We start from the raw sequence: 26,772 nt of genomic DNA on the forward strand, positions 1-26,772 counted from the left end.
TCCGTCGTCGGCAGCGTCAGATGTGTATAAGAGACAGGGCGCGGCCGGGGGCGGCCCGGTCGAGATGAGCGGGCTTGCCTGTGGCGCACGGACGCCCGGCGGCGGGGTGTGCACCTTGGGCAGCAGGCTGGGCGCGGGCGGCGGCGTGTGGCGGCCCGAGAACGTCGGGGTGTCGACCGGCGCCTCCGTCGGTGCCGACGGCGCGCTCGCGGCCGGCGAGGAGGTCGCCCACGGCACCGCAGAGATGAGCCCACCAGAGGTCCCGGGCACCGGCTGGGCCGGGGCGGCCGGCGACCCCGGGACCGGGTTGGTCACCGGGGCGGGGGCTGCGTCGGCCACCGCGGGCGCGGCGGCCGTGGGGTCGGGCGTCCCTGTCCTGCCGAGCTGCTCGCCCGAACGGCCACCGTCGTGGTCGTCATGCGGGTCATGGTGGTCGTCATGGTGCTCGTCGCCCTGGTCGACCTTCGTCAGCTCGGCGAGGACCCGCCGGTGCTCGTCGACGGCCGTGGTGTGGCCGAAGAGGTAGTCGTAGCTCGGTGCCTCAGGCAGCGCGTCGTCGTCGACCTCCAGCGCGGCGGAAGCGGCCGGCACGGCCGGCGCCGGAGGCGTGGGACGAGGCGTCGCGTTGGCGGCCTCGGGCTTGGGCGCCGTGGGCGACTCAGGTGCCTCGGGTCGGGAGGCCCACGTCGACTCGAGGTCGCGGTGCGCGCCGGCGTCGGGGAGATCATCGGCAACCGGTGCGGCCTGCGGCGACACCGCCGGGGTGGCCACGGCGGCCGGAGAGACCGGCACGTCGAACACCGGCGCTGGCGTCGACGGGAGCGGGGGTGGCACGGCTGAAGGCGTCGACGGTGCCGGCGCCGCCGCAGCCGGATCCGCGTCGGGCAGGTCGGACGGCACCGCCGGAGGGGATCCCGCGGCGGCGGTCGTGTCGCCGCCCGGCGCGCTCCGGCCCCGCACCGGCACCGCGGGACGAACCGAGTCCCAGGACCGCAGCGCCGCTGCTTCCCGCTGCGAATCACCCTGTGCAACAAGTGAGCCCGGCCGCTCGTCCTGCACCTGCCCGATGGCCGATCCCGACGCATCCTGTGCGACAAGTGAACTCGGTGCCTGCGGCGCGTGTGGTGCCCGGGTGGCGGCCACCTCGGGCTCGGCTGCCGACTCGTCGCGCCGGGCCCAGCTGCGGTCCCACGAGGAGGTCGTGCGGCCCGGCGCGGTGTCCGCGGTCGGCGCCCCGAAGGTCGGCACGGCAGGAGGAGGGGCGGCGTGGGCACCCGCGCCGGTCGCGCCGGTCGCGCCGGTCGAACCGGGCGAGCCGTTCGAGGTGGCCGTCACCGGCACGTCGAGGTCGCCCGCCGTCGACGCGTCTGACCGGGCCGGACCGTCGGACACGGTGGCTGCGGTGGCTGCGGTGGCAGTGGTGGCACCAGCCGGCACGACCACCGGGCCGGCCGAGGTCAGGGTCTGGGGCGGCACGGGCTGCTCACGCTCGGACTCGTCGAGCACCCGGAGCACCACGCGGTCGGGCGCCTCGGCGAGGTCGAGGTCGGCCCAGACCCGGGTGCTCGTCGCGCGGACGTCGTGCTCCGAGCCGTCGGCGAGCGTGACGACGGCGGCCACCGGCCCGAAGGCCACGATGCGCGTCGTGTCACCGGTGTGCACTCCGACGAAGTGCTTGGCCCGGCGCATGCCGCCCGCGGTCAGCACCTCGAGGACGTCGTCGAGGTCCCCGCCGTCGGCGGCGTCGCTCGCACGGAGCGTCTGCTCGTCCTCCTCGGGGAGGCCGACGAGCAGGTGCATGCCGGGGCCCCCGATGTGCGTCCACCCGTCGGGGGCCCAGTCCACGACGACGGTCGGGCCACTCACGTCTACGACCTGCTCTCCCCTGATGAGCCGTTCACGTTCTCGCGCGGGGTGGTGTCCTCGTCGACGTCGGCGTCCGACTCCTGCCCCTGCAACGCGACGACGATAGCAGTCACGTTGTCGCGCCCACCGGCTCGGACAGCGGCGTCCACGAGGGCCTCGGCGGCCGCGTCGACGTCAGGGTTCTCGAGGAGGATGGCCTCGATCTGCTCGAGGGACAGCTCGTTCGACAGGCCGTCGGAGCAGATGACGAACACCTCGCCCGGGTAGGGCGGGAAGACCCACGTGTCGACGGCCCCCATGGGGTCGCGCCCGAGCGAACGGGTGACGATGTTGCGGGCCGGGTGGCGGTGCGCCTCCTCAGGCGTCAGGATGCCGCGCTGCACGAGCTCCCAGACCTCCGAGTGGTCGACGGTCACCTGGCGCAGCGAACCGTCGAGGAGGCGGTAGACGCGGGAGTCGCCGATGTTGAAGACGGCCCAGTGCCGCTGGCCGCCGACCGACACGACGGCGAGGCCCGCCACGGTGGTGCCCATGCCGGTCTGCTCCGGGTGTCGCGCCGCGGACTCGAGGATGCGGCGGTTGGCCTCGGCGACCTGGGCGACGACGTCGCGGACCTGCAGGCCCGGCCGCGACGCGAGCTCGACCACGGTCTCGGCCGCGATGCGGCTCGCGACCTCGCCGGCCGCGTGGCCGCCCATGCCGTCGGCCACGACGAAGACGGTGCCCTCGGCGCGCGCGCTGTCCTCGTTGTGCTTGCGGACGCGTCCGACGTCGGAGCGGACGCCGACGGTCACGGTCGGCCGCACCGCCGTCACTCCCCGACCGTCCGCTCGCCTGGTGCGGCGGGCGGGTCGGCGCGCGACCAGGGCGTGACGCGAACCGTCGTGATGACGTCACGGACCAGCTCGTAGTCGCTCTCGGCGTCCGGCCCTCCGACGGCGCCGGTGAGCTGGACGAGGAACGCGGGCTGGGGCGCGTCGGCCTCGTGAGGGACGACGTGGAAGAGGTTGGCCTGCAGCACGCTGTCGACGTCGGCGTCGGGCCATGTCGCGTCGCACCCGACGAAGGCGGCACCTCCGAGGTCGGCCGCGTAGGGCTCGGACACCGCGCCCCCGCGCGAGCGCGCCATCGTGGCAACCTGCTCGAGCGACGCCTCGACCCGGAACCCGGGCCCGCACTGTTCGATGCTGACGACGACGTTGGGCGCGAAGGCGCCCTGACGTGGCAGGCGCGCGGCCATCGTCGTGCCCGGTGCGTGCACCGGTTCCCACTCCTCGGGAACCTCGAGGGCCACGGCCGGCAGGCCCGGGAAGTCGGCGCTCGGGTACGCGAGGGTGCTCATGCACGGTTCCTTTCGGTCGTTCCCGCAGGGGACGGGGACGGCGCGGTCAGTCAATCATTCACCGGAACCGGTGTCAGGTCGCTCGTCGTCGACGCCGAAGGCGGTCGCCACGAGGAACCGACGTCGGGGGCCGGACCGGACGGCCCGCGCGACCGGATCCGGACGGCCCAGCCTAGGCCGGACCAGTCGACCCGGCGATGGGGAGAACTCCCCGACAGGTACCCGTTCGGGAGCGATGACGGAGCTTCGCCCTCGTGGCGCGGCCACCCATGCTCGGACGACCCCTCGACCGCGGTGAACCTCCGTCGACGCTCCCGTCAGCCCTCGCGGGCAGCCCACCAGGCGAGGAGCTTCTCGCGGGCGGCGTCCTTGCCGATCGGGCCGTCGTCGAGGCGGACCGACAGGAGGTAGTCATAGGCCTCGCCGAGAACCGGGCCCGGTCGGATGGCGAGCGCCTCGGCGATCTCGTTGCCGTTGAGCTCGGGTCGCACCCGGGACAGCTCCTCCTCGGCGGCGAGCCGCTCGATGCGCGCCTCGAGGTCGTCGTAGGCGCGCGAGAGCCGCTGCGCCTTGCGGACGTTGCGCGTCGTGCAGTCCGAGCGGGTCAGCCGGTGGAGCCGCTGGAGCAGGGGGCCCGCGTCGGTGACGTACCGACGCACGGCCGAGTCGGTCCACTGTCCGTCGCCGTAGCCGTGGAAGCGCAGGTGCAGCTCGACGAGGCGCGAGACCTGCTTGGTCGTGTCCTTGTCGAAGCGCATCGCCTTCATGCGCCTGGCCGTCATCTTGGCGCCGACGACCTCGTGGTGGTGGAAGGAGACGCCGCCGCCCTTCTCGAACCGACGCGTCGGCGGCTTGCCGATGTCGTGGAACAGCGCGGCGAGGCGCAGCACGAGGTCCGGACCGGGAACCGACTCCGGCGGGCCGTCGGCCGGCCCCTCGAGGGCGATGGCCTGCTCGAGGACCGTCAACGTGTGCTCGTAGACGTCCTTGTGGCGGTGGTGCTCGTCGACCTCGAGGCGCAGCGCCGGCAGCTCCGGCAGGAACACGGCCGCGAGCCCCGTGTCGACGAGCAGCGCCAGCCCGAGCCGCGGGTCGGGCGCGAGGACGAGCTTGCTGAACTCGTCGCGGACGCGCTCGGCCGAGATGATCTCCAGCGTCTGGGCCCGCTCGGTCATCGCCGCCCGGACCTCCGGCGCGACCTCGAAGCCGAGCTGCGCGGCGAACCGTGCCGCACGCATCATCCGCAGGGGGTCGTCGGCGAAGGACTCCTCGGGCGCCGCCGGCGTCATGAGGCGACGCGCGACGAGGTCGGACAGGCCACCGTGGACGTCGACGAAGGCGAGGTCCGGCAACCGGACGGCCATGGCGTTGACGGTGAAGTCGCGGCGCACGAGGTCACCGTCGAGGGAGTCGCCGAACATCACCTCCGGCTTGCGGCTCGTGCGGTCGTAGGTGTCGGCGCGGTAGGTCGTGATCTCGATGACGTGCGCGCCCTTGCGCACCCCGATGGTGCCGAAGTCCCGACCGATGTCCCAGTGGGCGTCGGCCCACCCGCGGACGACGCCGAGGATGTCGTCGGGCCGCGCGTCGGTCGTCAGGTCGAGGTCGGGAGAGACGCGTCCGAGGAAGGCGTCCCGGACCGGACCACCGACGAGCGCCAGCTCGTGACCCGCTGCCGCGAACCGCTCGCCGAGCCCGGTGAGCATCGGCAGGACCGGGGCCAGGCGTGCGACGGCGCCCCGGAGCAGGGCCGTCCCGGCGTCGGCGACGGGCGGCGAGGGGGCGGGGTCACGTCGATCGGGCACCGGACCAGCCTAGGTGAGCGCGGCCCGTGCCCCGGAGCCGTCCGGGCGCCTCGCCGCGTCGGTCCCGACGACGAGGAACGCCGGGCCGGACCCCGTTATGGTGACGATGTGAGCGCGCAGCCGATCCCGAGCCAGGTCCCTGGCCGGCGGCTGCCCGCGGTCGAGGAGCGTTCTGCCGGAGGCATCGTCGTCGACGTCCGGGACGGCCAGGCGATCATCGCCATCATCGCGCGCCGCAACCGCGCCGGACGCGTGGAGTGGTGCCTGCCGAAGGGCCACGTCGAGCCCGGCGAGACCCTCGTCGAGACCGCGATGCGCGAGGTGGCCGAGGAGACCGGCATCATCGGGCGCGTGCTCGTCGAGCTCGGCACCATCGACTACTGGTTCGCGACGTCGACCAAGCGCGTCCACAAGTTCGTGCACCACTACCTCCTCGAGGCCCTCGGTGGCGAGCTGTCCATCGAGAACGACCCGGACCACGAGGCCATCGACGTCGCGTGGATGCGGCTCGACGAGGTCCACCGCAGGCTGACGTTCCCCAACGAGCGCCGCATCGCCCAGGCGGCGTGGAACCGGCTGGCGGGGACCGCGTGACCCGCCGCGGGTCGCGGCGTCCGGGCACGAGCGGACGCCGCGCGGCCCGTCTCGTGCGGTCGCTCGCGGCGGCGGTCGGCGTCGTCGCGACGCTCGGCACCACGGTGGGCGTCCCGGTCGGGGAACTGAGCGCCGGCGGTCTCGCCCGCGCGGCGGCCGCGCCTCGTGCCGTGACGCCGACCGCCGCGACCGCCGCGACCGCCGGCGTCTCGCCGGCCGTCACGCCGTCGCGCGACCGTGCCGTCGTCGTGCTCGACTCGATGAGCCCGAGCGTCGCTCGTGCAGGGACCGACGTCACCGTGACGGGCTCGGTCACGGCCCCGCTGACCGGCCCGCTCACCGGTCCGACGGTGCGGGTCGTGCGCGGCGACGTCACCGTCAACCAGCGCACCGCGCTCGACGACTGGGGCAGCGGCCGCACGCCCGCACAGGGCCGGACCGTCGCGACGAGCACGTTGCCCGACGTCGCGTCCGGACGCACCCGCACCTTCAGCGTCACCGTGCCTGCCGACGGGCTCTACGACCGCGCGGCCTTCGCCGCCCTCCCGATCGCCGTCGAGGTGGTCCAGCGCGGCGCGAGCGAGCCGACCGGCGCCACGCGCACCTTCCTCGCCTGGAACAACCGCAAGGAGTACGTGCCGCTGCGGCTCGCGACGGTGCTGCCGCTCACCCTGGACCCCGACACCGACCTGTTCACCCGCGACGACGCCACGCGCCTCGCGGCGTGGGAACGCGCGATCGGGGCGGGCTCGCGCGTCGACCGCATCGTCGCGGGCACGACCGGCTCCGACGTGACCCTCGCCGTCGACCCCTCCGTCTTCGGCCCGGACGCGTCGCCGACCGGGGGGAGCGGCCCCGCCGGCACCCCGTCCGGCACCCCGACGCTCACGCCGACCGGCACCCCGTCGGCGGGCTCGCCGTCATCGTCGACCACCGGCCCGTCAGCCGCTCCCGCCCCCACGGGCCAGCCGACCGGCTCACCGACCGACTCACCGACTGACATGGCCGCCACCCGCGACATCGCGCGGCTCGGCGACGCCCTGGCCGCCGACCTGCGGGGGCGCAGGCTCTGGGCGCTGCCCTACGCCGATGCCGACGTCGCCGCCGCCGTCGGCATCGACCCGGACAACTCCGTCGTGCGCGACCTCGTCAGCCGCAGCGCGGCCGTCGCGGCCCGCGTCGGCCAGCCGGTCCGGGGCGACGTCGTCTGGCCGGTCGACGGCCTCCTGCCCGCCGGGCGAGAGGCGGGCATCCGGACCCTGCTGGCCGGCACAGCGGTGAAGAAGGCCGCCGGCATCGTCGTCGACCGCAGTGCCGTCACCGGCGGCTCCCCGTACACGCCGAGCGCCCGACGCGTGGCCACCGGCGGCACTCGGCTGCTGGCCTACGACCCCCGGCTGTCGGCCCTGCTGCCGCGCCGCACCGACCCCAGCGCGGTCCTGTCGACGCAGCGCTTCCTCGCCGAGTCGCTCGTGCTCCTCGGCGAGCGCCCGGGCATGGCCCGGTCGGTCCTCGTCACCGCCCCCCGGTCCTACGACCCCGACCCCGACGCCCTGTCCGCGTTCCTGTCGGCCGTGTCGGACGCCCCGTGGCTCGAGGGCGTCGACGCGGGGTCGCTGCTCACCGACGCCGCCGACGACCGGGCGACCGTGCAGGAGAAGCCGGCGCTCGCCGTCGCCTCGGCCGCGCCGCGACCGGTGCTCAACGCCCGGCGCTTGGGCTACCTGGCCGACCAGCGCGACACGCTCCTGTCGGTAGCCGAGGTGCTCGCCGACGGTGCCGAGTTCGAGCGGGTGTACCGCGAGGTCCTCGACGAGCTCGCGAGCGCCCGCTGGCGGTACCAGCCGCGTGGCTGGGTGGTCCTGTCGGCGTCCGTGACCGCAGACGTCAGGGCGGCCACGCGCGCCATCAAGGTCGTCCAGCCCCGCGGCACCGTCAACCTCCTCGCCGAGAACGGCGTCCTGCGGATCACCATCGAGAACGGGCTCGACTACGAGGTGGCCGGGCTGCGGCTGCGCCTCGCGCCGACGAACCCACGCCTGCAGGTCGTCAGCGACCCCGGTCCGGTGACCATCGGTCCGTCGTCGCGCACCAACGTGTCGGTCGAGGTCGCCGCCGTCGCGGCCGGCAAGGCGGAGATCCGGGCCTGGCTCACGACCGCGAACGGCACCGTCATCGGCTCCCCGGCCCAGATCGCGGTGAGCGCCAACCCCATCGACGGCGCGATCTACTGGGTCGGTGGCATCCTCGTGGGCCTGGTCCTGCTCGCCGGCATCGTGCGCACCGTCCTCAAGGGCACGTCCCGCGTCGACGAGATCCCCGACATCGAGGCCGTCACGGCGGCGCACGAGGCGCTCGAAGACGGGCATCACGACTGACTCCGCCTAGGATGTGGGCAGGGTACGCACCGACGTGGTCGCCGAGCCGGCCGCCGACGTGAGGACGAGCCGGCACCAGAACGCGACGACACGAGACCGACCGGACGACGACGAGGGAGGGTGGCGCACGTGCAGGGAGTGGGACCCGGGACGGTCCTCGGCGGCCGCTATGCCGTGACGCTGCGTACCTCCGAGGGCACGCACCACGAACGGTGGCGCGCCAGCGACCACACGCTCGAGCGGGAGGTCGTCGTCGTCGTCTTTCCCGGCGCCTCGCCCGTCGCCGCCCCCGCGCTCGACGCCGCTCGCCGCGCCGCCGGCATCGAGGACCCGCGGCTCGTCCGCGTCCTCGACGTCGGCACCGACCAGGGCGTCGGCTTCATCGTCGAGGAGCCGTTGACCGGCGCGCTCCCCCTGTCCCACCTGCTCCAGATGGGCGGTCTGTCCGCCGACGAGGTGCGCCGCCTCACGGGCGAGGCCGCCACGGCCCTCGACAGGGCGAGCCACCGGGGGCTGCACCACCTGGCCCTGTCCCCGAGCGCGGTCCTGCGGATGCCCGACGGCGACGTCAAGGTCCGCGGCCTGGCCACCGAGGCCGCGCTCACCGGCGCGGACCGCCTGTCCGACGAGCGTGCGTCGCGTGCCGACGCGGTCGGGCTCGTCAAGATCGCCTACGCGGGGCTGACCGGACGCTGGCCGATGGTCGACGTCGACGGCGGGCTCATCCCGGCCGGCGGTCCCGTCGGTCTCGAGGCCGCGCCGACCGTCGTCGGTGGTGTCGCCGCCCCGTCCGAGATCGCCGTCGGCGTGCCCAACGATCTCGACCTCATCTGTCGCATGACCCTCGGCGGGGGCCACCGTGGGCCCGTCTCGCCCGGCGACCTCGCCCTCCAGATCGCGCCGTGGCCCGCCACGGCGCCGGCCTCCGACGGTGCCTCCGGCATCCGGCTGTCCTCGACGCGTGGGGACTTCGAGCCCACCAGGGTGCTGCCGGCCGTCAACGACCTCGGCGCGGGGGCCCTCTCGGTCGGTGCGGGCGCCGGGGCGGTCTTCGGCGCAGCGGCCTCCGCCGTCGGTGAACGCACGGAGGAGCTGCCGCACGCCCTGGCCGCGTCGGACCCGTCTCGCGCCCACACCCACGTCCTCGACCGTGCCGACGCCGGCCGCACGAGCGGCGAAGGAGCCGGGGGCGACCAGAGCGACGAAGGCGGCGAGGCGTCGAGCGCCGCCGCGTCGGCGGGGCGTGAGGAGTCCACGAGCGCCCGCGCGCAGGCCGGCCTCGCCGCCGCGGGTGCGGCCGCCGCCGGTGTGGCCGGCTCGATCGGTGACAAGGTCGGCTCGTTCGCCCGCGCGGCCGCCGACAAGGCCGCGGCCCGAGCCGCCGAGCGGCGCAACGGCCACGACGACTTCGACGGCGAGGACATCCACCTGTCCGATGCCCTCGAGGAGGCTCCGACCGGGCGGCTCGAGCCCCCGGTGCCGGTGTTCGGACGCGACGCGCCGGAGCGACCGAGCGGGGCCCAGTCGCGCATCGCCCTCGCCGTCGTCGGCGTCCTCGTGCTCCTGGGCCTCGTCATCGGCATCCAGAACGTGGCGAAGATCGGCCAGCACGACGGCCCGACCGGAGCCGGCAGGACCGTCACCGTGACGAAGACGCGTCCGCCCTCGCAGAGCCAGGCCGGCTCGAGCACCCCGGCCGCACCGAGCTCGACCGTCGCGCCGCCCGCGGCACCCGTCTCGATCACGAGCGGCAAGGGTTACGACGAGGAGGACGGCAACGAGGCCGACCAGAACGCCGACAAGGCGTTCGACGGCGACCCCGGCACGGGGTGGCGGTCGCGGTGGTACGGCAGCGACGACTACAACGGCAAGAAGGACGGCCTCGGCCTCATCCTGACGTTGAGCCGCCCGACCGCGGTCAAGGAGGTCACCCTCGTGCTCCCGGCCGAGCAGGACGTCACCGTCTACGCGACGAACGGCGACTCCCGCTCCGGCGCGCAGGAGGTCGGCTCGAAGTCCGACGCCCAGGGAACCGTGACGATCACGGCCTCCGGCACCCTCCAGGAGGCGACGAGGATCATCGTCTTCATCACCAAGGCGGCGCCCGCCGAGGCGCCCAAGCACTACCGCGCGCAGATCGACGAAGTGACGGTGCGCTGACGTGGTCGGGGGCCCTGGCGCCCCGATCGCCGAGCGGAGCGACCGGGACCTGCTCCGGCTGCACGTCGAGGGCGACGACGACGCCTTCGCGGAGCTGTTCCGCCGGCACCGGGACCGGATGTGGGCCGTCGCGCTGCGCACGGTGCGCGACCCCGACCTCGCGGCCGACTGCGTGCAGGACGGTTTCATCGCCGCGTTCCGCCGGGCCGCCTCCTACCGCGGCGAGGCAGCGGTCACCACGTGGCTGCACCGCATCGTCGTCAACGCGTGCCTCGACCGGCTCCGGCGGCGCAGGCCGACGACCGAGCTGCCCGAGTACGAGCTCGCCGACCGCCACGACGACCACGCCTCCACCGTGGTCCGCCTCGACATCCGGGAGGCCCTCGAGCGGCTGCCCGAGGGCCAGCGCGCCGCCTTGGTCCTCGTCGACATGCATGCGGTTCCCGTGGCCGAGGCCGCCGAGATCCTCGGCGTCGCCGAGGGCACCATCAAGTCGCGGTGCGCACGGGGGCGCGCCGCCCTGGCCCAGCACCTCGGGCTGACGCCCGGACAGCGTCCCACCGCCGACGCGTGACCGGGAGGGCACGACCCCGCATCTGGTCGGATCCGCAGGGAACCGGGCCGCGACGTCGGCACGTCGAAGCTCCGGCGTGCGGCCACCCGTGCCGCGTCCCTGCGGACCCGTGACCGCGTCACCCCCGGCGTCACCCTCCGCTCCGACCCCTGCACGCACCTGACGAAGGACCATCCCGTGGACGAGTCCAGGCAGTCCCCTGAGCCGCCCCTCGACCCCGAGCACACCGACCCCGAGCACACCGACCCCGAGCACACCGACCCCGAGCACACCGACCCCGACGAGCTGGCCGAGCACGTCCGGGCGCTGCTCGCAGCGCCCGACCCGGACCCGGGGCCGATGCCCCGCGTCGTCGCCGACCGCATCGCCACGGCCCTCGCCGAGGAGGCCCGCCTACGGGTGGACCGCGGGCCGCTCGCCGACCCGCGGTCCCCGGCCGGCCCGCACGACGACCACGCCACCGTCCTCGACCTGCGGCCGCCGTCGCGTCGGCCCCGGCCGCTGTACCTGGCCGCCGCCGTCGCTGCCGCAGCCCTCGTCGTCACGGCCGGAGCATCGGCCCTGCACCTGACGAAGCGCCCGAACAGCACGGCGGTCATCGGCGGCGGGTTCGCCTCGTCGACGACGACCGCGTCGCGCGACCCCGGGGGCCCCCGACCCGGCGGCATGCACATCCAGCTCGGCGGTACCGACTACACGGCCGCGACGCTCGCCGCCCGGGCCCGTGACCTCGTCGACCACCCGGGGCAGCCGCTGCGTCCCGGTGCCGCGGAGGCACCGGCCATCGGACCCATCGGCACCGAGGTCGGCCTCGCGTCGTGCCTCGAGGGACTCGGCGCCACCACGCCGCCCCCGAGCGCCGTGTCGGCCGACCTCGCCACCTACGAGGGACGTCCGGCGGCGGTGGTCGTCGTGACGCGCGACGGCGTGAGCGGCGCCTGGGTCGTCGAGCGCTCCTGCTCGGCGGGGGCCCCCGGCGTGCTGCACCCCGAGACACCCCTGCCCTGAGCCGTCCCGGCGCGGGCTGGGAGGCGCGGGAACAACGACCGCCTAGGATCGGTTGAGGCCCATGTGGCCCGCAGCGCCCCGGGAACGGGGCGGCGCGCGAGCATCCGAGCACCCCCAGCGTCACCGAGGAGCAGTCCCCATGTCCGACGTCCGCAACGTCATCATCATCGGCTCCGGCCCCGCCGGCTACACGGCCGCGGTGTACGCGGCGCGGGCGAACCTGGCGCCCCTCGTGTTCGAGGGCGCCGTGACGGCCGGTGGTGCCCTGATGAACACGACCGACGTCGAGAACTTCCCCGGGTTCCGCGACGGCATCATGGGCCCCGACCTCATGGACAACATGCGGGCGCAGGCCGAACGCTTCGGCGCCGAGCTGGTCACCGACGACGTCACCGCCGTCGACCTCACCGGCGACATCAAGACCGTCACCGACGGCGAGGGCAGGGTGCACCGCGCGAAGGCCGTCATCCTCTCGATGGGGTCGGCCTACCGCGAGCTCGGCCTCCCGCGCGAGAAGGAGCTGTCCGGCCACGGCGTCTCGTGGTGCGCCACGTGTGACGGCTTCTTCTTCCGTGACCAGGACATCGCCGTGGTCGGTGGCGGCGACTCCGCCATCGAGGAGGCGACCTTCCTGACGAAGTTCGCCCGCACCGTCACGATCATCCACCGCCGCGACGAGCTGCGCGCGAGCAAGATCATGGCCGACCGCGCCTTCGCCAACGACAAGATCCGCTTCGCCTGGAACTCCGAGGTCGCCGAGATCCACGGCGAGGACAAGCTGTCCGGCGTCACGCTGCGCGACACGGTCACCGGCGAGACGCGCGAGCTGGCGGTCACCGGTCTGTTCGTCGCCATCGGCCACGACCCGCGCAACGAGCTGGTCAAGGGCGTCCTCGAGACCGACGACGCCGGCTACGTGCTCGTCCAGGGCCGGTCGACGCGGACCAACGTGCCCGGCGTCTTCGCCTCGGGCGACCTCGTCGACCACACCTACCGCCAGGCCATCACGGCGGCCGGGTCGGGCTGTGCCGCCGCCCTCGACGCCGAGCACTACCTCGCCGCGCTCGAGGACACCGACTCACCCGCCGAGGCCGCCGCCGAGGCCGCCGCGATCGACGACACCGACGCGGGTCCGATCCCCGACCCGCGTGCCACCGTCGGCGCCGGAGCCTGACACCGAGGACCACCGGTCCGACCGCGTGCACGAACCGTGCACGGCCCCCGTCCGCACCGCCCACTCGCCAGCCGCACACGAGAAGGAATCTCCATGGCACTGAAGAACACCACCGACGCCACCTTCGCCGACGACGTCCTCATGAGCGAGAAGCCCGTGCTCGTCGACTTCTGGGCCACGTGGTGCGGCCCGTGCCGCAAGGTCGCCCCGATCCTCGAGGAGATCAACGAGCAGTACGGCGACAAGATCGAGATCGTCAAGCTCGACACCGACGCCAACGTCGACACCGCGGCGCGCTACGGCGTCGTGTCGATCCCCACCCTCAACGTCTACGTCAAGGGCGAGGTCGTCAAGACGATCGTCGGCGCGCACCCGAAGCCGAAGCTGCTGCGGGAGCTCGAGGAGTTCATCGCCTGATGCGCGGGTACGTCAAGGGGGTGGTCGCCGACACGGCGCCACCCCCTTCGCGTACTAGGCTGCCCGATGGGTCGAGCCACGTGCCCACCGTGCCCACCGTCCCTCGAGCGTCCGGTCCGCGCCCGGGCCCCTCCACCGGAAGGAGCCGTCATGACCCCTCTCCCGTCGGTCGTGCTCCGACGAGGTGACTCCGGTCCCGCCGTCGCCGCGGTCTGTGAGCGGCTCGTCGTCACCGGTGACCTGTCGGGCGGAGCCGGCCACACCGACCGGTTCGGCGACCCGATCTTCGACGAGCGCGTCGAGCAGGCCGTCAAGTCGTTCCAGCAGCGGCGCGGCCTCCTCGTCGACGGCGTCGTCGGGCCCTCCACGTTCGCGGCCCTCGACGGCGCACGCTGGGGCCTCGGTGACCGCGTCCTGCGCTACCTGCCGGAGTTCTTCCTCGAGGGGGACGACGTCGTGACGCTGCAGGCGCGTCTGGCCGAGCTCGGCTTCACCCCCGGCAAGATCGACGGCCTGCACGGCCCCGAGACCGACGCCGCGGTGCGGCGCTTCCAGGCTGCCGTGGGCCTCGTGCCCGACGGGGTCGTCGGTCCGGAGACGATGCGCGCCTTCGCCGGGCTGCGCCGCTCCGTCGTCGGCGGCTCGGCCAACGCCCTGCGCGAGCGCGAGCACATCCGTCGCAGCGGCTTCTCGCTGAGCGGGCGCACCATCGTCCTCGACCCCGGCCACGGCGCGGGCGACGCCGGGGCGACCGGCCACCGCGGCCTCGTCGAGGCCGAGGTGGCCCTCGACCTCGCCCGGCGCATCGAGGGACGGCTGTCGGCCCACGGCGTCAGCGTCGTGTTCACCCGCACTGCGGCGACCGACGGTGGCTCCGACGAGGAGCGTGCGGCGTTCGCCAACTCGTGCGAGGCCGACCTCGTGCTGTCGCTGCACACCGACCACAGCGCCACCGGCTCGGCGCACGGCGTCGCGACGTTCTTCTACGGCCACGCCGACGGCGCGGGCTGGTCCACCACGGGCGAGCACTTCGCCGACCTGCTGCTGCGCGAGGTCGTGGCGCGCACCGGCCTGACCGACTGCCGCACGCACGCGCGCACCTGGCCGCTGCTGCGTCGCACCCGGATGCCCGCGGTGCGGCTCGACTTCGGCTACCTCAACAACGACGGCGACGCCGCGGCCCTGGCGGACACGCGCACCCTCGACGCCGTGGCCGAGGCGGTCGTCGTCGCGCTCCAGCGGATGTACCTCGGCGAGGCCGACACGGCGCGCACGGGCGTGCTGCGCCTCGACGACCTGCGTCGCCACCTGGAGGCCATGCGTCGTCAGCACGTCGGAGCCTCCGACTCACCCCCGCGCACCGGTACCTGACGCCCACGCGTCGTCGGCGGTCCGCGCGTGGCTCGACCCGTTGGGGTGCGTCTCCGGAACCGGGCGTACGGCGGGCACCGCGGCGAAGGCGCGGCGCACCGCCTCCGCGGCCTCGTCGCGGATCGTCACGAGGGTCCGCAGGTCGATCCGCAGCCGGGGGTAGGACGGGTGGTCACGCTCGACGCGGAAGCCGGCGTCCTCGAGCACCCGCGCCTCGAGGACGCAGTCGTGCCGGTCCACGGCGAGCGGACGTGCGGCGATGACGTCGAGCGAGCGCGCCCGGTGCCGCAGGGCCTCCTTGGCGGCGGCCTGGACGAGCGCCTTGCGCAGCCCCTTGCCGACGCGTCCGGCGAGCTCCGCGCCGCCCGACGCGTCGGCGGTGACGGCCGTGACGAGCATGAGCGTCGACGGGTCCGACGGCGACGTCGGGAAGGCGGCCAGCCTCGGGACGAGCCGGGCCGGCGCGACGACGACGTGCCCGACCGGACGGCCGTCGACGTACGCGACGCGTCCGGGTGGCCCCCAGTCGGTCGTCACCGACTCCACCCACGCCGCGAGCAGGGCGAGCGGGTCGGCCGGGTCACCGTGGCCGTTGTTCGGGACGGTCTGCCAGAACGTGCACGGCGCACAGGACCCGACGAGGTCCGCGACGCGGTCGGGCGTGAGTGGCCGTAGCTCACGCGTCCTCGTTCCGGCCATGGGCCCATTCTGTCCCGCCACCGGCACGACGGGGACACCGGACGCGCGGAGGGCCCTCGGACGCGGGCCTCCGCCTAGGGTGGACGGCATGAGCGAGCCGGGCACCTACGTCGAGAAGAGCTTCAAGCGGGACACGAACTACATCACGACGCGGATCACGCGTGACGGGCGCGACGGCTGGCCGGTCGAGGCCGGTCGCTACCGCCTCGTCGTCGCCCGCGCCTGCCCGTGGGCCAACCGGGCGATCATCGTGCGCCGGCTCCTCGGGCTCGAGGACGCCCTGTCGATGGGCATCTGCGGCCCGACCCACGACAGCCGCAGCTGGACCTTCGACCTCGACCCCGGCGGGCTCGACCCGGTGCTGCGGATCCCCCGCATCCAGGACGCCTACTTCAAGCGCGACCCGGACTACCCGCGCGGGATCACGGTTCCGGCGGTCGTCGACGTGCCCACCGGGCAGGTCGTGACCAACGACTTCAAGCAGATCACCGTCGACCTCGAGACCGAGTGGCGCGACCTGCACCGCGACGGTGCGCCCGACCTCTACCCGGCCGAGCTCGCCGACGAGATCGAGGCCGTGAGCGAGCCGATCTACCGGTACGTCAACAACGGCGTCTACCGGTGCGGCTTCGCCGGCACCCAGGAGGCCTACGACAAGGCCTACCGACGGCTGTGGCAGCACCTCGACCTGCTCGAGGAACGCCTGGCGACGCGTCGCTACCTCGTCGGGGACCACGTGACCGAGGCGGACGTGCGCCTCTTCACGACCCTCGTGCGGTTCGACCCGGTCTACCACGGGCACTTCAAGTGCAACCGTTCGAAGCTGACCGAGATGCCGGTCCTGTGGGCCTACGCCCGTGACCTCTTCCAGACCCCCGGTTTCGGCGACACCATCGACTTCGCGCACATCAAGCGGCACTACTACGTCGTGCACCGCGACGTGAACCCGACCGGAGTCGTCCCGCTCGGCCCGGCACTCGAGAACTGGGCCACGCCGCACGGCCGCGAGGCCCTCGGCGGGTCCCCGTTCGGCGACGGGACCCCGCCGGGACCGGTGCGCGAGGTGGTGCCACCCGAGCACAACCCGGCGCTGGCCCTGCTCTGAGGCCGGATCAGGCCCTGAAGAAGTCGGCGAGCGCCGGAGCCAGCGTCGCGGCGGGCACGTGGTGGAAGTCTCCGGGCAGCTCCACCGCCCGGCCGTCGGGCAACGCGCGGGCGACGACCTGGGCCGCGTCGTGCAGCCACGGCATCTGCGTGCCACTGCTGCAGACCGAAAGGAACGGGATGGTCACCTTCGCGAAGGTCTCGGCGGGGATGTCCTGCTCGTCGCCACCGAGGCACAGGCCGTCGTACTTCACGGTGTAGGTCATCGACAACATCGGCTCCCACATCGGCGTGCCCTTGAGGCCGTCGACCATCTCGTCGGGCATGCCCACGGCCTCGGTGTTGAAGAACCGCAGGATGCCCTCCCGGTCGCCGGCGGCCTCGAGGCGCTCGAGACGTCCGATGTAGTCCGCGGGCGGCGACGGCCAGCCTTCGGTGCGGTAGGGCACCTCGAGAGCCGCCGCCCTGGCGAGCGGGGCGCCGCCCGCGGCCGCCTCGATGACGAGGGCACCCCCGGAGGACACGCCGAACGCGTAGGCGGGGGTCCCGGGCGCGCCCGCCGCCCCGATGACCGCCGTGAGGTCCTCGACCTCACGCTGCACGGCGTAGGGCTGCGTGTCGCCGCTGTCGCCGCGTCCGCGCCGGTCGTACGTCACGCCGGTGAGGCCGAGCGCGCCGAGCGCCTGCGCCACGTCGCGGAAGGAACCGCGGTCGCAGAAGGCGCCGCCGACGACGGCGACGACGGGACCGCTGCCGTAGGTCTCGTAGGCGATCGTCGTGCCGTCTGCCGACGTCGCGTGCTGAAGGGCGGTCACGGAGGTGGGGGTCGGGCTCATGCTGGGCTCCTCGGTCTGGTGGTCGCGCTGACGCGCTACCGGCTGGGTCGGTCATCCCCATGTCGAACGGGGCAACGGCGTCTCGACACGTGGATCGGGAAATTTCCGCGCGCTTCGTGGAGAGGTCAGCGCTTCGTCGAGAAGACGGTGCGACGCTCCTCCTCGGGCACCGTTGCCATGTAGTCGACCACGGCGTCGCTGAGGCTGGGCCACGTCGGGTGCTGCTCCACCGGGGCCACCGTCGCGACGACGTGGTCGGCGTGCACCTCGACGAGGTTCCAGGACTGCGGGCCGTCGACGCCCATGAGCAGCTCGCGCGGGGCGCTGACGTCGTCGACGTACGAGACCCCGCCGGCGACGAGCACCGGGATGTGCCCGAGCGTCCCGAAGCTCGTGACGTGGAGGTGGCCGCTGAGGATGGCCCGCACGTCGGTGCCCTCGAGCGCCGCGCGGAGCCGGTCGGTGTCGTCGAAGTCCAGCAGCTGCATGACCGGGGACCGGTAGGTGATCGGCGGATGGTGCATGACGAGGATCGTCCCGTGCTCGGCCGGGGTCGCGAGCTCCCTTGCGAGCCAGGCGTACTGGGCCTCCGAGAACCCACCGTGGTGGAAGCCGGGCAGGGCCGAGTCGACGTCGACGATCCGCAGGCCGCGGACGACGGTGACGCGGTCCTGCGGCTCGTCGGTGTCGAGGCCGTACCAGCCCTGCGCCAGCGGGCGCCGTTCGTCGTGGTTGCCGCCCGTGACGACGACCGTGGCGCCGAGACGCTCGGCCACCGGCTCGACGAGCTCGCGCAGCGTCGCGTAGGCCTCCGGTTGGGCGCTGTCGGTGAGGTCGCCGGACAGGACGAGGGCATCGAGGCGCTCCCCCGACGCCTCGACCTTCTCGAGCGCCTTGCGCAGCTGGGCGACGGTGTCGATGTGGCCCTGCAGCAGCCCCCCACCGGCGATGAGGTGCATGTCGGACAGGTGGGCGAGGACGTGCGTCGGTGCCGGTCGGCTCCCCGTGAAGACCATGGCGCCAATGTATGCGGTGCCCGTCGTTGTGATCGGGCTCGGTGGGAGCGATGCTGGGTGGGTGTCCTCAAGCGCCCAGGGGCTCTTTCACGTCGACTTCACCGGTGAGGTCGTCTACTGGCGCGGACCCTCGCCCTTCCACTTCGTCGTCGTGCCCGAGCCCGAGCTGGCGGAGGTCGCCGCGTGGTCGTTCGCGAGCTACGGCTGGGGCTGCCTACCGGTGCGGGGGCGCCTCGGACGCACGGAGTTCCGGACGTCGTTGTTCCCCAAGGACGGTGGCTTCGTCGTCCCGGTCAAGGCCCACGTGCGCCGCGCCGAGCGCGTCGAGCTCGGCGACGTCGTGCGGTTGCGGCTGGATCTCGTCACCGACGGCGTCACAGGCTGAGGAGCGGGCCGATGCCGATCCCCCGAGCCGTCACGACGCTGAACCGGGACGTCCTCAACAAGGCGATGGTCCACCTCGCGGGGCACGGCTGGTTCGTCGAGCTCGAGCACGTGGGTCGGCGGTCCGGGCGCGTCTTCCGGGTCCCGATGATGGCGTTCGACGGCGCGGACCATGTCACCGTCGCCCTGACGTACGGGCCGCGCGTCGACTGGCTGGCCAACCTCCGCGCCGCCGGTGGCGGACGGATGCACCTGCGCGACGAGCTGCTGATGCTCGGCCCGCCGGTCTTCATCGACGAGGAGGAGGGCCTGCGACGGATGCCGCAGCCGCCGCGCGCGCTGCTGCCGGTCCTGGGCTGCCACGACTTCGTCGAGATCCCGGTTCTGGCCCGAGCTCCCTTCACCGGGTGGTGAGCTCGTGGCAGGACCCGGTCGAGGACACCGAGGCACTGGGCCGTCGAGGCCGTCGAGGGGAGGCGTCAGCGGCGCACCTGGCACTCGGGACACCAGTACAGCGTCCGCCCGGCGACGGTGCGGTCCCGCACGGGTGCCCCGCACCTGGGGCACGGCAACCCGGTGCGCTGGTAGACGAGGAAGCGACGTTCGAAGTGGTCACCGAGACGCTCGCCGGTCAGCGACTCCGTGATGGCTCGCGCCCGACCGCTGCGTCGGAGCCGGCGAGCGGCGTCGACCTGGTCCTGCATCGTCAGGATCTGCGAGAACGTCACCCCCAGCGGCATGAGGAGGACGAGGTCCTCCCAGAGGGCCTCCCAGGCCCCGCTCGACAGCTCTCGACCGGGCGTCATCGGGTCGATCGCCTGCCGGTGCAGCACCTCGCACCGGTACACGTTGCCGACCCCGGCGATGACCGACTGGTCCATCAGGAGTTCGCCGATCCCCTTGCGGCTCTTGCTGATTCGCTGAAGTGCCCGCTGGGGCTGCTGCCGGCGACGCAGCGGGTCCGGGCCGAGCGTGCCGACGATCTCACGTTCCCGGCGCGCGTCGACGACGGTGCACGTCATGGGCCCCCGCAGGTCGGCGTAGTGGGCGTCGGTCTCCAGGCGAAGCCGTATCGTCGGCAGCGGCGCCGGCACTCCGTCGGGCCCGGCCGGTCGCACCGGGAACGTGCCGATGAGGCCGAGGTGGACGTGAAGCGTCTCCGGTCCGAGGTCGACGAAGAGGTGCTTGCCGTGGGCCCGCGCCCCGTGCAGATGCTGGCCGTCGAGCCGGGCGGCATCGGCCGCGAACCGCCCCTGCGGACTCGAGGCGGCAACGACGCGGTCGGCGAACGCGCGCTCCAGGCGGGCTGCGAGGGCGTGGATCGTATGGCCCTCGGGCACGGCTCTCCTCGGTCGGGTAGGGGGACGGGTGTCTCGGACGACCGGGCGCGTCGTCGACCGCGGCGCGGTCGGCGACGCGGGGACGGCTCGCCGAGCGTCCGCGGCTACCGTATCGTTGCCACCGGGGGAACAGCAGTCGCCGGCGGCTTCCGGGAACGAGGGGACCATGGCGACTGACTCCGTTGACTCCGTGCAGGTGCGGCGGATGCGCGACGACCCGACGGACGATCCCGCCTCCGGGCTCGGGACCCCGGCCTCCGACCGGGCGCCGGCGTGGGCCGCGGTGCTGGCCGTCGTCGCCGGGGTCCTCGTCAGCGGGTACGTGGCGCAGGTCGTGACGCCGTTCATCCGCCGTGACGACTGGCCGTACCTGCTGCCGGAACACATCCCGGGCGGCTCCGGCGTCTGGCAGAAGAACCTCACCGAGGGCCGCTGGCTCAACTACGTCTGGTGGCTCGTCGTCGGCCAGCACGAGATGCCCGTCGTCGCGTCGGTGCTCTACGCCGTGGCCTACGGCGCCTTCGTCGTCGGCTTCGTGCGCCTGTTCGACGTGCGTGGCCGGGCGGCCGCAGCCCTCCTGGCTCTGGCCGTGTTCGCCTCCCCGCTGTGGGAGCGACTCGTCTACTGGCCGGCGACGCTCACCCCCTCGGCCGTCGTCGCGGCCCTCGCGGTGTGGACCCTTCCGCGCGCATCGGTGGGTCGCGGCCGCCTCGTCGTCTGGGGGTTCGTGGCGACGGTTCTCTCGGTCCTGACGTACCCGCCCCTGGCGCCCGTCGTCCTCGTCGCCGCGCTCGTCCACCTGCGCCGACGCCCCTGGCGAACGACCCTTGCCGCCTGCGCGCTCTTCGTCGTCGTCTACGGGATCGGCATCCTGACGATCTACACCTTGAACTGGATCGCCTTCCGCCACTTCGGAGTTCGCATATCAGCCTGGCGTCACCCCAACGCCGCGCACAGTCTGCACGCCCTCGTCGTCAACGCGCACCGCTACCTCGTCGACCTGAAGGGACTGGCCAAGGCGCTCGGCCCACCCTCGCTCGTCCTCGGGGCGGTCGCCGGGATCGTCGCCCTCCTCGACCCCCGGACGCGGGGTGCGTGGCTGCGCGTCCTCACCGGTCTTGCCCTCGTCATCGCCCTCGGCGGAGCCCAGACCCTCGTCACCGGGGTCACCACCAATCCCCGGGGTTTGCTCTGGGGCTGGTTGCTCGCCGTCGTGCCGGCCGGCCTGCTCCTGTCCAGCGTGAGGTGGCCCCGGCGGGTCGGCCTCGTCCTCCTCGTCGCGTTGTCGGTCGCCGGACTGGTCCAGTGGCGATCGGACGTCTCGGCCCACCAGCAGACGCGGCGTGAGTACGCCGCGATCGTCGATGCCGTGGTGGCCGCACAGCAACGCACCGGCCTGCACGACGTGGTCCTGTACCAGAACCCTGCGCAGCGTCGAACCGCCGCGGGGGGTATCACGGTCGGTACGGTGCAGATGATGCTCTACGAGTACGCCGACGTCGTCACGCACTGGTGCGCCGGGAGCCAGTGCTCCGAGCTGGCGGCGCGCGTGGGGTCCGGACCCGTGGTCCAGGTCGGGGATGCCATCGGCGTGGTCGTCCCGAGGCCGGCCACCTGGCTCTGAGGACCGCAGCCGGTTGCCGTCACCCCCGGCACGGGTGACGGCGAGCTCTCAGCGGTGGTTTCCCTCGATGCCCATGAGTCCCATGATGCGACGCAGGTCCTCGATCGAGGCGAACTCGACGGTGATCTTGCCCTTGCGTTGGCCGAGCGCGATGGCCACGCGCGTGTCGAGGTGGTCGGCCAGGCCGGAGGTGTACTCGTCGAGCTGCGGGTGCCGCGAGCCGGCGCGCGGCCGGCGCGGCTTCGGCGCCTGTCCGCCCTCACCGAGCGCGACGAGCTCCTCCACCGTGCGCACCGAGAGGCCTTCGGCGACGATGCGCTGAGCCATGCGTTCCATCGAGGCGCCGTCGGGAAGCCCGAGCAGCGCCCGGGCGTGGCCGGCACTGAGGACACCGGCTGCGACGCGGCGCTGGACGAGCGGGGGCAGCCTCAGCAGCCGCAGCGTGTTGGAGATCTGTGGCCGGGACCGGCCGATGCGGGTCGCCAGCTCCTCGTGGGAGCAGCCGAAGTCGTCGAGCAGCTGCTGGTAGGCGGCCGCTTCCTCGAGCGGGTTGAGCTGGCTGCGGTGCAGGTTCTCGAGGAGGGCGTCGCGCAGCAGGTCGTCGTCGCTCGTGTCCTTGATGATCGCCGGGATCGTCGCCTGCTCGGCCTGCTGCGACGCGCGCCAGCGACGCTCGCCCATGATGAGCTCGAAACGCTTGCCGTCGGCCTCGGCGAGCTGCTCCTCGGGGATGCGACGCACGACGACAGGCTGGAGCACCCCGATCTCGCGGATCGAGTGGACGAGCTCGCCCATGTGGTCCTCGTCGAAGACCGTCCGCGGCTGGCGCGGGTTGGGCCGGATCGAGTCGATGTCGAGCTCTGCGAACTCCGCGCCGGGAACGACCGCGAGCTGCGAACCCGTGGTGTCGGCCTCGGAGGGGGTCGGTTCCGTCACCTGCTGGCTGGGCGGCGCCGCGTCACCGGTCGCGCCGGGCCGCTGGGCGGGGCTGCCGGTCCCTGTGGTCTCGGCGGCTTCCGTGGTCTCGTCGGTCTCCACAACGGCGACGGCGACCGCTCCGCCGCCGTTCTCGTCACGCTTCTGCTCGGGGAAGAAGACGTCGACGGGCCGACCCGTCCCCCCGCTCGGTGCGCTCGGGATGAGTGCTCCCAGACCCCGACCCAGTGCCCGACGCTTCTCCGCCATTCCACATCCTCAGACCATGTCGGGCGCGGCCGTCGCGCCCGCGGTCAGTCTAGGTGCATCGCTGTGGGGACACGTGCAGGCGGCACGTCGCGCCGTATTGGGCGTTTCACGTGAAACGCACCCGCCCGCGGGAGCCCGGACGGTGCCGATGGCAGGAGGCAGTCGCTGGGACGCTTCCTGTTTCACGTGAAACAGGAGTGAGACCTGTGGCGACGCATGAGGGCCTGCGGCACCCGGAAGCACCCGTGTTTCACGTGAAACGGAAGAAGCACGGCCTGGAGAGGCCGCAGGCGGGTCAGCTTCGGCCGTCGGCGCCGCGGTCGGCGATCTCCCCCGCCGCCTCCAGGTAGGCCAGGGCGCCGCTGCTCGTGGGGTCGTACGTCAGGACCGTCTCGCCGAAGCTCGGCGCCTCCGAGACGCGGACCGACCGGGGCACCGTGGTGCGCAGGACCTGCTCCGGGAAGTGCTCACGGACCTCTTCGGCGACCTGGGCCGAGAGGCGGGTGCGCCCGTCGTACATCGTCAGCAGAATCGTCGAGACGTGCAGCGGCGGGTTGAGGTGGGCCCGGACCAGCTCGATGTTCTTGAGCAGCTGCGACAGGCCCTCGAGGGCGTAGTACTCGCACTGGATCGGGATGAAGACCTCGCTCGCGGCCACCATGGCGTTGACGGTGAGCAGACCGAGGCTCGGCGGGCAGTCGATGAGGATGTAGTCGTAGCCGTGGCCCTGCTCCCCGGCGGCCCCGATCGCCTTGTGCAGCCGCGACTCGCGGGCGACGAGGGAGACGAGCTCGATCTCGGCACCGGCGAGGTCGATCGTCGCCGGTGCGCAGTAGAGCCCCTCGACGGTGGTGCACGGCTGCACGACATCGAGCAGCGGCTTGCCGTCGACGAGCACGTCGTAGATCGAGGGCACCTCGGCGTGGTGGTCGATGCCGAGGGCGGTGCTCGCGTTGCCCTGCGGGTCCAGGTCGATGACGAGAACCGTGAGACCGGACTGGGCGAGGGCAGCGGCGATGTTCACCGTGGTCGTCGTCTTGCCGACGCCGCCCTTCTGGTTGGCGACGGTGAGGACGCGAGGTGCGGCTGGCTTCGGGAACGGCCGACCCGTCAGCTGGATGCGACGCCGTGCGTTGTCGGCGAGCTCGCGGGCCAGCGGCGTGTCCGCGTCGGCGGCCGGCAGGGCAGCCACGAGGGCCTCCCGCTCGGCGAGCCCCTCGGCGTAGGCACGGTGCCGGGCGCTCTCGTCCACAGCGTTGTCCCCAGCCGCGGACAGGCCGGGTTCCTGCGTGGAGAGCGTGTTCTCGGGCGGGTCATCCACCGCATTGTCCACAGGTCGGTCTTCCTCGTCATCGGTCTGGCTGGGCGGCCCGAGGGCCTCGGGGTGCTCGGCCTCAGGTGCTGGTGGCACCTCGTCCTGTGGTTCCGTCGGGGCCGGCTCGGACGCCAGAACCTCCACGGCTGTGGTCTGCTGGGCCGCGGCACCGGCACCGGAGCCGACGACTGCTCGTCCGGGGACCGATGCGTCGGTGGGCTGCTCCTCGAGGGCCTCCGCGGCTCCCGGCTCGGCCCGGTCGACGTCCGACCGCCCGGTCGTCGGAGCCGAAGAGCCTTCGGCGGCCGGCGTCCCCTCCTCGTCGCGCACCGGGGTGGCGAGCGTCGCGTCGACCACCACCGCCGTGGGAGCTTCCCCCACGTCGTCGCTCCTCGAGCCTGCGCCGACCGCCGGTGCGTGGTCTGTTTCACGTGAAACAGCGAGCCTTCGCGCGAGCCAACCCAGGTGACGGTGCTCCGGCGACGGTTCGGGTTCGCTGGGCCACCCCAGGTTCGTCGACATCGTCACGGGGAGTGCACCTCCGGGGATCGCGTGCGGAGGCGGTGGTGATGAGAACGGGGACGTCGCCCCGCCCACCGCCGGAAAGGTCTCGGCACGATCATGTCTGATGCGGCCGACGTCTGCTCGACGCCGGGCCGGTGCGCCGCGAACCACGCGGCCGATCGCCCCGCCGACGCGCGGAACCGGCGCTGCTCGGTGCTCGGGAGCGGAACTTGCGCCGATCCACCGCCTCCCCGATCGTCGCTCGCAGCACGATCGTCGGTTCGTCGAGGACCCCCGCGCCGTACTCCTCGACGGCCGCGTCGACGACACCGAGACGCGCCAGAGCCGTCCGGCTCTCCTCGAGCTCCCCCCTCGCCCGCAGGCCTTTCAGGGCGAGGACGCTCCCGTGCGGCGCCAGCAGCGGGAGCGTCCACTCCGCGAGCTGGAGGATGCCCGAGACGGCCCGCGCCGTGACCCACGGCGCGCGGACCACGTCCCACAGCGCCTCGGCGCGGGCCGTGTGCACGGTGACGTTGTCGAGGCCGAGGTGGGCGATGGTGCCGGAGAGCCAGCCCGTCCGTCGGGCCAGCGGCTCGACGAGGTGCAGGTGCAGGTCGGGACGGGCGATGGCGAGGGCGAGCCCGGGCAGGCCGGCGCCGGACCCGACGTCGATGACCTCTTGACCGCCGGCGTCACGCACGGGGATGGCCGTGTGCACCACTGCGCAGTTGAGGACGTGCCGGTCCCACAGGCGCGGCGCCTCCCGCGGCCCGATGAGCCCGTGGCTGATGCCGGTGTCGGCAAGCACAGCCACGAACTCCTCGGCGAGCTCGAGTCGCTCTCCGAACACCGCTGCGGCGATGCCCGGGGTGGCCGGTGGTCCGCTCGTCCAGAGCTCCTCGTCACCCACGCCGTGCTCCTCGCCCTCCGTCGCCGGCGGACGCTCGACGCGTCCCGCCGCGTTTCACGTGAAACGGGCCGCGTTCAGGCCGGGAGGATGACGACGTGACGGTGCGGCTCCGTGCCCTCGGACTCCGAGACGAGCCCCGCGGCCGCGACCTCGTCGTGGACGACCTTGCGCTCGAAGGCCGACATCGGCTCGAGGGAAGACTTCTCCCCTGTCGCCTTGACCTGCTCGATGGCGGTCTTCGCGAGGTCGACGAGGGTCGAGCGTCGCTCGGCTCGGTGCCCGGCGATGTCCAGCATGAGGCGGCTGCGCTCGCCGGTCTCGGCCTGGACCGCCAGACGGGTCAGCTCCTGGAGGGCCTCGAGCACCTTTCCGTTCGGGCCGACGAGGCGGCGCGGGACGCGCCCGTCCTCGGAGTCGACGATGGCCACTGCGGCACGGTCACCGTCGACGTCGACGTCGAGGTCCCCGTCGAGGTCGGCGATGTCGAGGAGGGTCTCGAGGAAGTCGGCGGCAACCTCACCCTCGCGCTCGAGCTGACGCACCCGCGAGGACCTGTCTGGCTTGCCCGTCTCGTCCGCCGCAGCGGGGGCGGCGTCACCGTCGTCGGTCGCCCCCTCGTCCGCCGCCTCGATCCCCGTGTCGGTCGGGTCGGTGGTCGAGTCAGCGGTCGGGTCCGTCGGGTCCGTCGCGCCGCTCGTGGTGTCGGTGGTCGTGTCGGGCGTCGTGTCGGTGGTCGTGTCGGGCGTCGTGTCGAGTGCCACGTCGCCGGTCGCCTGGGTGTCGCTCATGGGGTAACTCCTTCGTTCACCGGAGCCGGAATCTGTGGACGACTCATGTCGTCGCAGGTCAGCGGGCCGGAAGCTATGGACAAGACTGTGGATGAACGCCTCAGCGGCGGTTCTTCGGCGGGGCGGCCTTCGCGCGCTTCTTGCTCTTGGGCTGCTGCCGCTGGCCCGCCTTGGGGGCCTCCTCGACGGCGTCGCCATCGAGACCCGGCACGGTGAGCTCCTCCATGTCGCGACCCTTGCGCTTGAGGCGCTCGCGCCGCCGGGCCTCGGCCTCGGACCCGGGCGCGGGCATGTTGCGGATGACGTAGAACTGCTGACCCATGGTCCAGAGGTTCGTCGTCAACCAGTAGAGCAGGACACCGATCGGGAAGTTGATGC

24 protein-coding genes and 1 pseudogene are annotated in these 26,772 nt (G+C 73.4%); 12 read left to right on the forward strand and 13 right to left on the reverse strand.

Annotated elements, in window-relative coordinates; translation table 11 throughout:
• The 4 genes from ACR9ZK_RS10225 to ACR9ZK_RS10240 all read right to left on the reverse strand — a co-directional run.
• The coding region (locus ACR9ZK_RS10225) for a hypothetical protein (RefSeq protein ID WP_481341793.1) at positions 1-1,866 on the reverse strand (1,866 nt) is incomplete at its 3' end.
• Between the two features lie 2 nt (positions 1,867-1,868).
• Entirely contained in the window at positions 1,869-2,681 is an 813-nt protein-coding gene (locus ACR9ZK_RS10230; protein WP_481341794.1) for a PP2C family protein-serine/threonine phosphatase, read from the reverse strand.
• A complete protein-coding gene (locus ACR9ZK_RS10235; protein WP_481341795.1) occupies positions 2,678-3,208 on the reverse strand; it encodes a hypothetical protein in 531 nt (176 codons plus the stop codon). The genes ACR9ZK_RS10230 and ACR9ZK_RS10235 overlap by 4 nt, the downstream gene beginning before the upstream one ends.
• A gap of 317 nt (positions 3,209-3,525) precedes the next feature.
• Positions 3,526-5,013, reverse strand: a complete 1,488-nt coding sequence (locus tag ACR9ZK_RS10240; RefSeq protein WP_481341797.1) for a CCA tRNA nucleotidyltransferase — start codon at positions 5,011-5,013, stop codon at positions 3,526-3,528.
• A gap of 108 nt (positions 5,014-5,121) precedes the next feature.
• Here ACR9ZK_RS10240 and ACR9ZK_RS10245 point away from each other — a divergent pair, with 108 nt between their 5' ends.
• The 8 genes from ACR9ZK_RS10245 (at position 5,122) to ACR9ZK_RS10280 (ending at position 14,689) form a co-directional block, all read left to right on the forward strand.
• Positions 5,122-5,607: an NUDIX hydrolase gene (locus ACR9ZK_RS10245; RefSeq protein WP_076263003.1), complete on the forward strand. Its 486-nt coding sequence runs from the start codon at positions 5,122-5,124 to the stop codon at positions 5,605-5,607.
• On the forward strand, positions 5,604-7,985 hold the full coding sequence (locus ACR9ZK_RS10250; RefSeq protein WP_481341798.1) for a DUF6049 family protein: 2,382 nt from the start codon (positions 5,604-5,606) through the stop codon (positions 7,983-7,985). Before ACR9ZK_RS10245 ends, ACR9ZK_RS10250 begins: the two co-directional genes overlap by 4 nt.
• Positions 7,986-8,114: 129 nt before the next feature.
• Positions 8,115-10,145, forward strand: a complete 2,031-nt coding sequence (locus tag ACR9ZK_RS10255; protein ID WP_481341799.1) for a protein kinase family protein — start codon at positions 8,115-8,117, stop codon at positions 10,143-10,145.
• A 1-nt stretch (position 10,146) separates the two neighbouring features.
• Positions 10,147-10,719: an RNA polymerase sigma factor SigM gene (gene sigM, locus ACR9ZK_RS10260; RefSeq protein ID WP_481341800.1), complete on the forward strand. Its 573-nt coding sequence runs from the start codon at positions 10,147-10,149 to the stop codon at positions 10,717-10,719.
• Positions 10,720-10,896: 177 nt separating this feature from the next.
• The gene (locus ACR9ZK_RS10265; protein WP_481341801.1) at positions 10,897-11,727 is read left to right on the forward strand and encodes a hypothetical protein; all 831 of its coding nucleotides are present in this window, start codon (positions 10,897-10,899) and stop codon (positions 11,725-11,727) included.
• Positions 11,728-11,866: 139 nt separating this feature from the next.
• Positions 11,867-12,901 carry a thioredoxin-disulfide reductase gene (gene trxB, locus ACR9ZK_RS10270; protein WP_481341802.1) on the forward strand — a complete coding sequence of 345 codons (1,035 nt, stop codon included), beginning with the start codon at positions 11,867-11,869 and terminating at the stop codon, positions 12,899-12,901.
• Between the two features lie 93 nt (positions 12,902-12,994).
• Positions 12,995-13,318 (forward strand): thioredoxin, encoded by a 324-nt coding sequence (gene trxA, locus ACR9ZK_RS10275; protein ID WP_207556001.1) that lies wholly within the window; start codon positions 12,995-12,997, stop codon positions 13,316-13,318.
• Between the two features lie 150 nt (positions 13,319-13,468).
• Positions 13,469-14,689, forward strand: a complete 1,221-nt coding sequence (locus ACR9ZK_RS10280; RefSeq protein ID WP_481341803.1) for an N-acetylmuramoyl-L-alanine amidase — start codon at positions 13,469-13,471, stop codon at positions 14,687-14,689.
• On the opposite strand, the gene ACR9ZK_RS10285 is transcribed toward ACR9ZK_RS10280, so the two are convergent.
• The gene (locus tag ACR9ZK_RS10285; protein WP_481341804.1) at positions 14,666-15,388 is read right to left on the reverse strand and encodes a GNAT family N-acetyltransferase; all 723 of its coding nucleotides are present in this window, start codon (positions 15,386-15,388) and stop codon (positions 14,666-14,668) included. The genes ACR9ZK_RS10280 and ACR9ZK_RS10285 overlap by 24 nt on opposite strands.
• 88 nt (positions 15,389-15,476) lie before the next feature.
• Here ACR9ZK_RS10285 and ACR9ZK_RS10290 point away from each other — a divergent pair, with 88 nt between their 5' ends.
• Entirely contained in the window at positions 15,477-16,493 is a 1,017-nt protein-coding gene (locus ACR9ZK_RS10290; protein ID WP_481341806.1) for a glutathione S-transferase family protein, read from the forward strand.
• 7 nt (positions 16,494-16,500) lie between these two features.
• Here ACR9ZK_RS10290 and ACR9ZK_RS10295 read toward each other — a convergent pair whose 3' ends face one another.
• Together ACR9ZK_RS10295 and ACR9ZK_RS10300 are read right to left on the reverse strand one after the other, a co-directional pair.
• A complete protein-coding gene (locus tag ACR9ZK_RS10295) occupies positions 16,501-17,328 on the reverse strand; it encodes an alpha/beta hydrolase (protein ID WP_481341807.1) in 828 nt (275 codons plus the stop codon).
• Positions 17,329-17,453: 125 nt separating this feature from the next.
• A complete protein-coding gene (locus ACR9ZK_RS10300; RefSeq protein WP_481341808.1) occupies positions 17,454-18,344 on the reverse strand; it encodes a metallophosphoesterase family protein in 891 nt (296 codons plus the stop codon).
• 61 nt (positions 18,345-18,405) lie between these two features.
• Here ACR9ZK_RS10300 and ACR9ZK_RS10305 point away from each other — a divergent pair, with 61 nt between their 5' ends.
• Both ACR9ZK_RS10305 and ACR9ZK_RS10310 read left to right on the forward strand, forming a co-directional pair.
• Positions 18,406-18,729, forward strand: a complete 324-nt coding sequence (locus tag ACR9ZK_RS10305; protein WP_481341809.1) for a DUF1905 domain-containing protein — start codon at positions 18,406-18,408, stop codon at positions 18,727-18,729.
• 11 nt (positions 18,730-18,740) lie between these two features.
• On the forward strand, positions 18,741-19,142 hold the full coding sequence (locus tag ACR9ZK_RS10310) for a PNPOx family protein (RefSeq protein ID WP_481341810.1): 402 nt from the start codon (positions 18,741-18,743) through the stop codon (positions 19,140-19,142).
• Between the two features lie 65 nt (positions 19,143-19,207).
• Here ACR9ZK_RS10310 and ACR9ZK_RS10315 read toward each other — a convergent pair whose 3' ends face one another.
• The gene (locus tag ACR9ZK_RS10315) at positions 19,208-20,068 is read right to left on the reverse strand and encodes an Fpg/Nei family DNA glycosylase (RefSeq protein ID WP_481341811.1); all 861 of its coding nucleotides are present in this window, start codon (positions 20,066-20,068) and stop codon (positions 19,208-19,210) included.
• 166 nt (positions 20,069-20,234) lie between these two features.
• Between ACR9ZK_RS10315 and ACR9ZK_RS10320 the strand changes: the two genes are divergently transcribed.
• A complete protein-coding gene (locus tag ACR9ZK_RS10320; RefSeq protein WP_481341812.1) occupies positions 20,235-21,692 on the forward strand; it encodes a hypothetical protein in 1,458 nt (485 codons plus the stop codon).
• A 48-nt stretch (positions 21,693-21,740) separates the two neighbouring features.
• Here ACR9ZK_RS10320 and ACR9ZK_RS10325 read toward each other — a convergent pair whose 3' ends face one another.
• The 5 genes and pseudogenes from ACR9ZK_RS10325 to ACR9ZK_RS10345 all read right to left on the reverse strand — a co-directional run.
• Complete coding sequence (locus ACR9ZK_RS10325) at positions 21,741-22,877, reverse strand: ParB/RepB/Spo0J family partition protein (protein ID WP_481341813.1); 1,137 nt, start codon at positions 22,875-22,877, stop codon at positions 21,741-21,743.
• Between the two features lie 295 nt (positions 22,878-23,172).
• Positions 23,173-24,573: a ParA family protein gene (locus tag ACR9ZK_RS10330; protein ID WP_481341815.1), complete on the reverse strand. Its 1,401-nt coding sequence runs from the start codon at positions 24,571-24,573 to the stop codon at positions 23,173-23,175.
• Between the two features lie 238 nt (positions 24,574-24,811).
• Entirely contained in the window at positions 24,812-25,606 is a 795-nt protein-coding gene (gene rsmG, locus ACR9ZK_RS10335; RefSeq protein WP_481341816.1) for a 16S rRNA (guanine(527)-N(7))-methyltransferase RsmG, read from the reverse strand.
• A 74-nt stretch (positions 25,607-25,680) separates the two neighbouring features.
• Positions 25,681-26,394, reverse strand: a complete 714-nt coding sequence (locus ACR9ZK_RS10340) for a Jag family protein (RefSeq protein WP_481341817.1) — start codon at positions 26,392-26,394, stop codon at positions 25,681-25,683.
• 100 nt (positions 26,395-26,494) lie between these two features.
• Positions 26,495-26,772: pseudogene (locus ACR9ZK_RS10345) on the reverse strand (membrane protein insertase YidC); the annotation flags it as partial.

This window comes from Monashia sp. HAY1-5C (assembly GCF_056755255.1).

Coding starts and splice junctions, on each gene's coding strand:
- trxB (WP_481341802.1), top strand. CDS start 11,867: ATGTCCGACGTCCGCAACGTCATCATCATCGGCTCCGGCCCCGCCGGC.
- ACR9ZK_RS10300 (WP_481341808.1), bottom strand. CDS start 18,344: ATGGTCTTCACGGGGAGCCGACCGGCACCGACGCACGTCCTCGCCCAC.
- ACR9ZK_RS10280 (WP_481341803.1), top strand. CDS start 13,469: ATGACCCCTCTCCCGTCGGTCGTGCTCCGACGAGGTGACTCCGGTCCC.
- ACR9ZK_RS10290 (WP_481341806.1), top strand. CDS start 15,477: ATGAGCGAGCCGGGCACCTACGTCGAGAAGAGCTTCAAGCGGGACACG.
- trxA (WP_207556001.1), top strand. CDS start 12,995: ATGGCACTGAAGAACACCACCGACGCCACCTTCGCCGACGACGTCCTC.
- ACR9ZK_RS10320 (WP_481341812.1), top strand. CDS start 20,235: ATGGCGACTGACTCCGTTGACTCCGTGCAGGTGCGGCGGATGCGCGAC.
- ACR9ZK_RS10295 (WP_481341807.1), bottom strand. CDS start 17,328: ATGAGCCCGACCCCCACCTCCGTGACCGCCCTTCAGCACGCGACGTCG.
- ACR9ZK_RS10235 (WP_481341795.1), bottom strand. CDS start 3,208: ATGAGCACCCTCGCGTACCCGAGCGCCGACTTCCCGGGCCTGCCGGCC.
- ACR9ZK_RS10325 (WP_481341813.1), bottom strand. CDS start 22,877: ATGGCGGAGAAGCGTCGGGCACTGGGTCGGGGTCTGGGAGCACTCATC.
- ACR9ZK_RS10310 (WP_481341810.1), top strand. CDS start 18,741: ATGCCGATCCCCCGAGCCGTCACGACGCTGAACCGGGACGTCCTCAAC.
- ACR9ZK_RS10285 (WP_481341804.1), bottom strand. CDS start 15,388: ATGGCCGGAACGAGGACGCGTGAGCTACGGCCACTCACGCCCGACCGC.
- ACR9ZK_RS10340 (WP_481341817.1), bottom strand. CDS start 26,394: ATGAGCGACACCCAGGCGACCGGCGACGTGGCACTCGACACGACGCCC.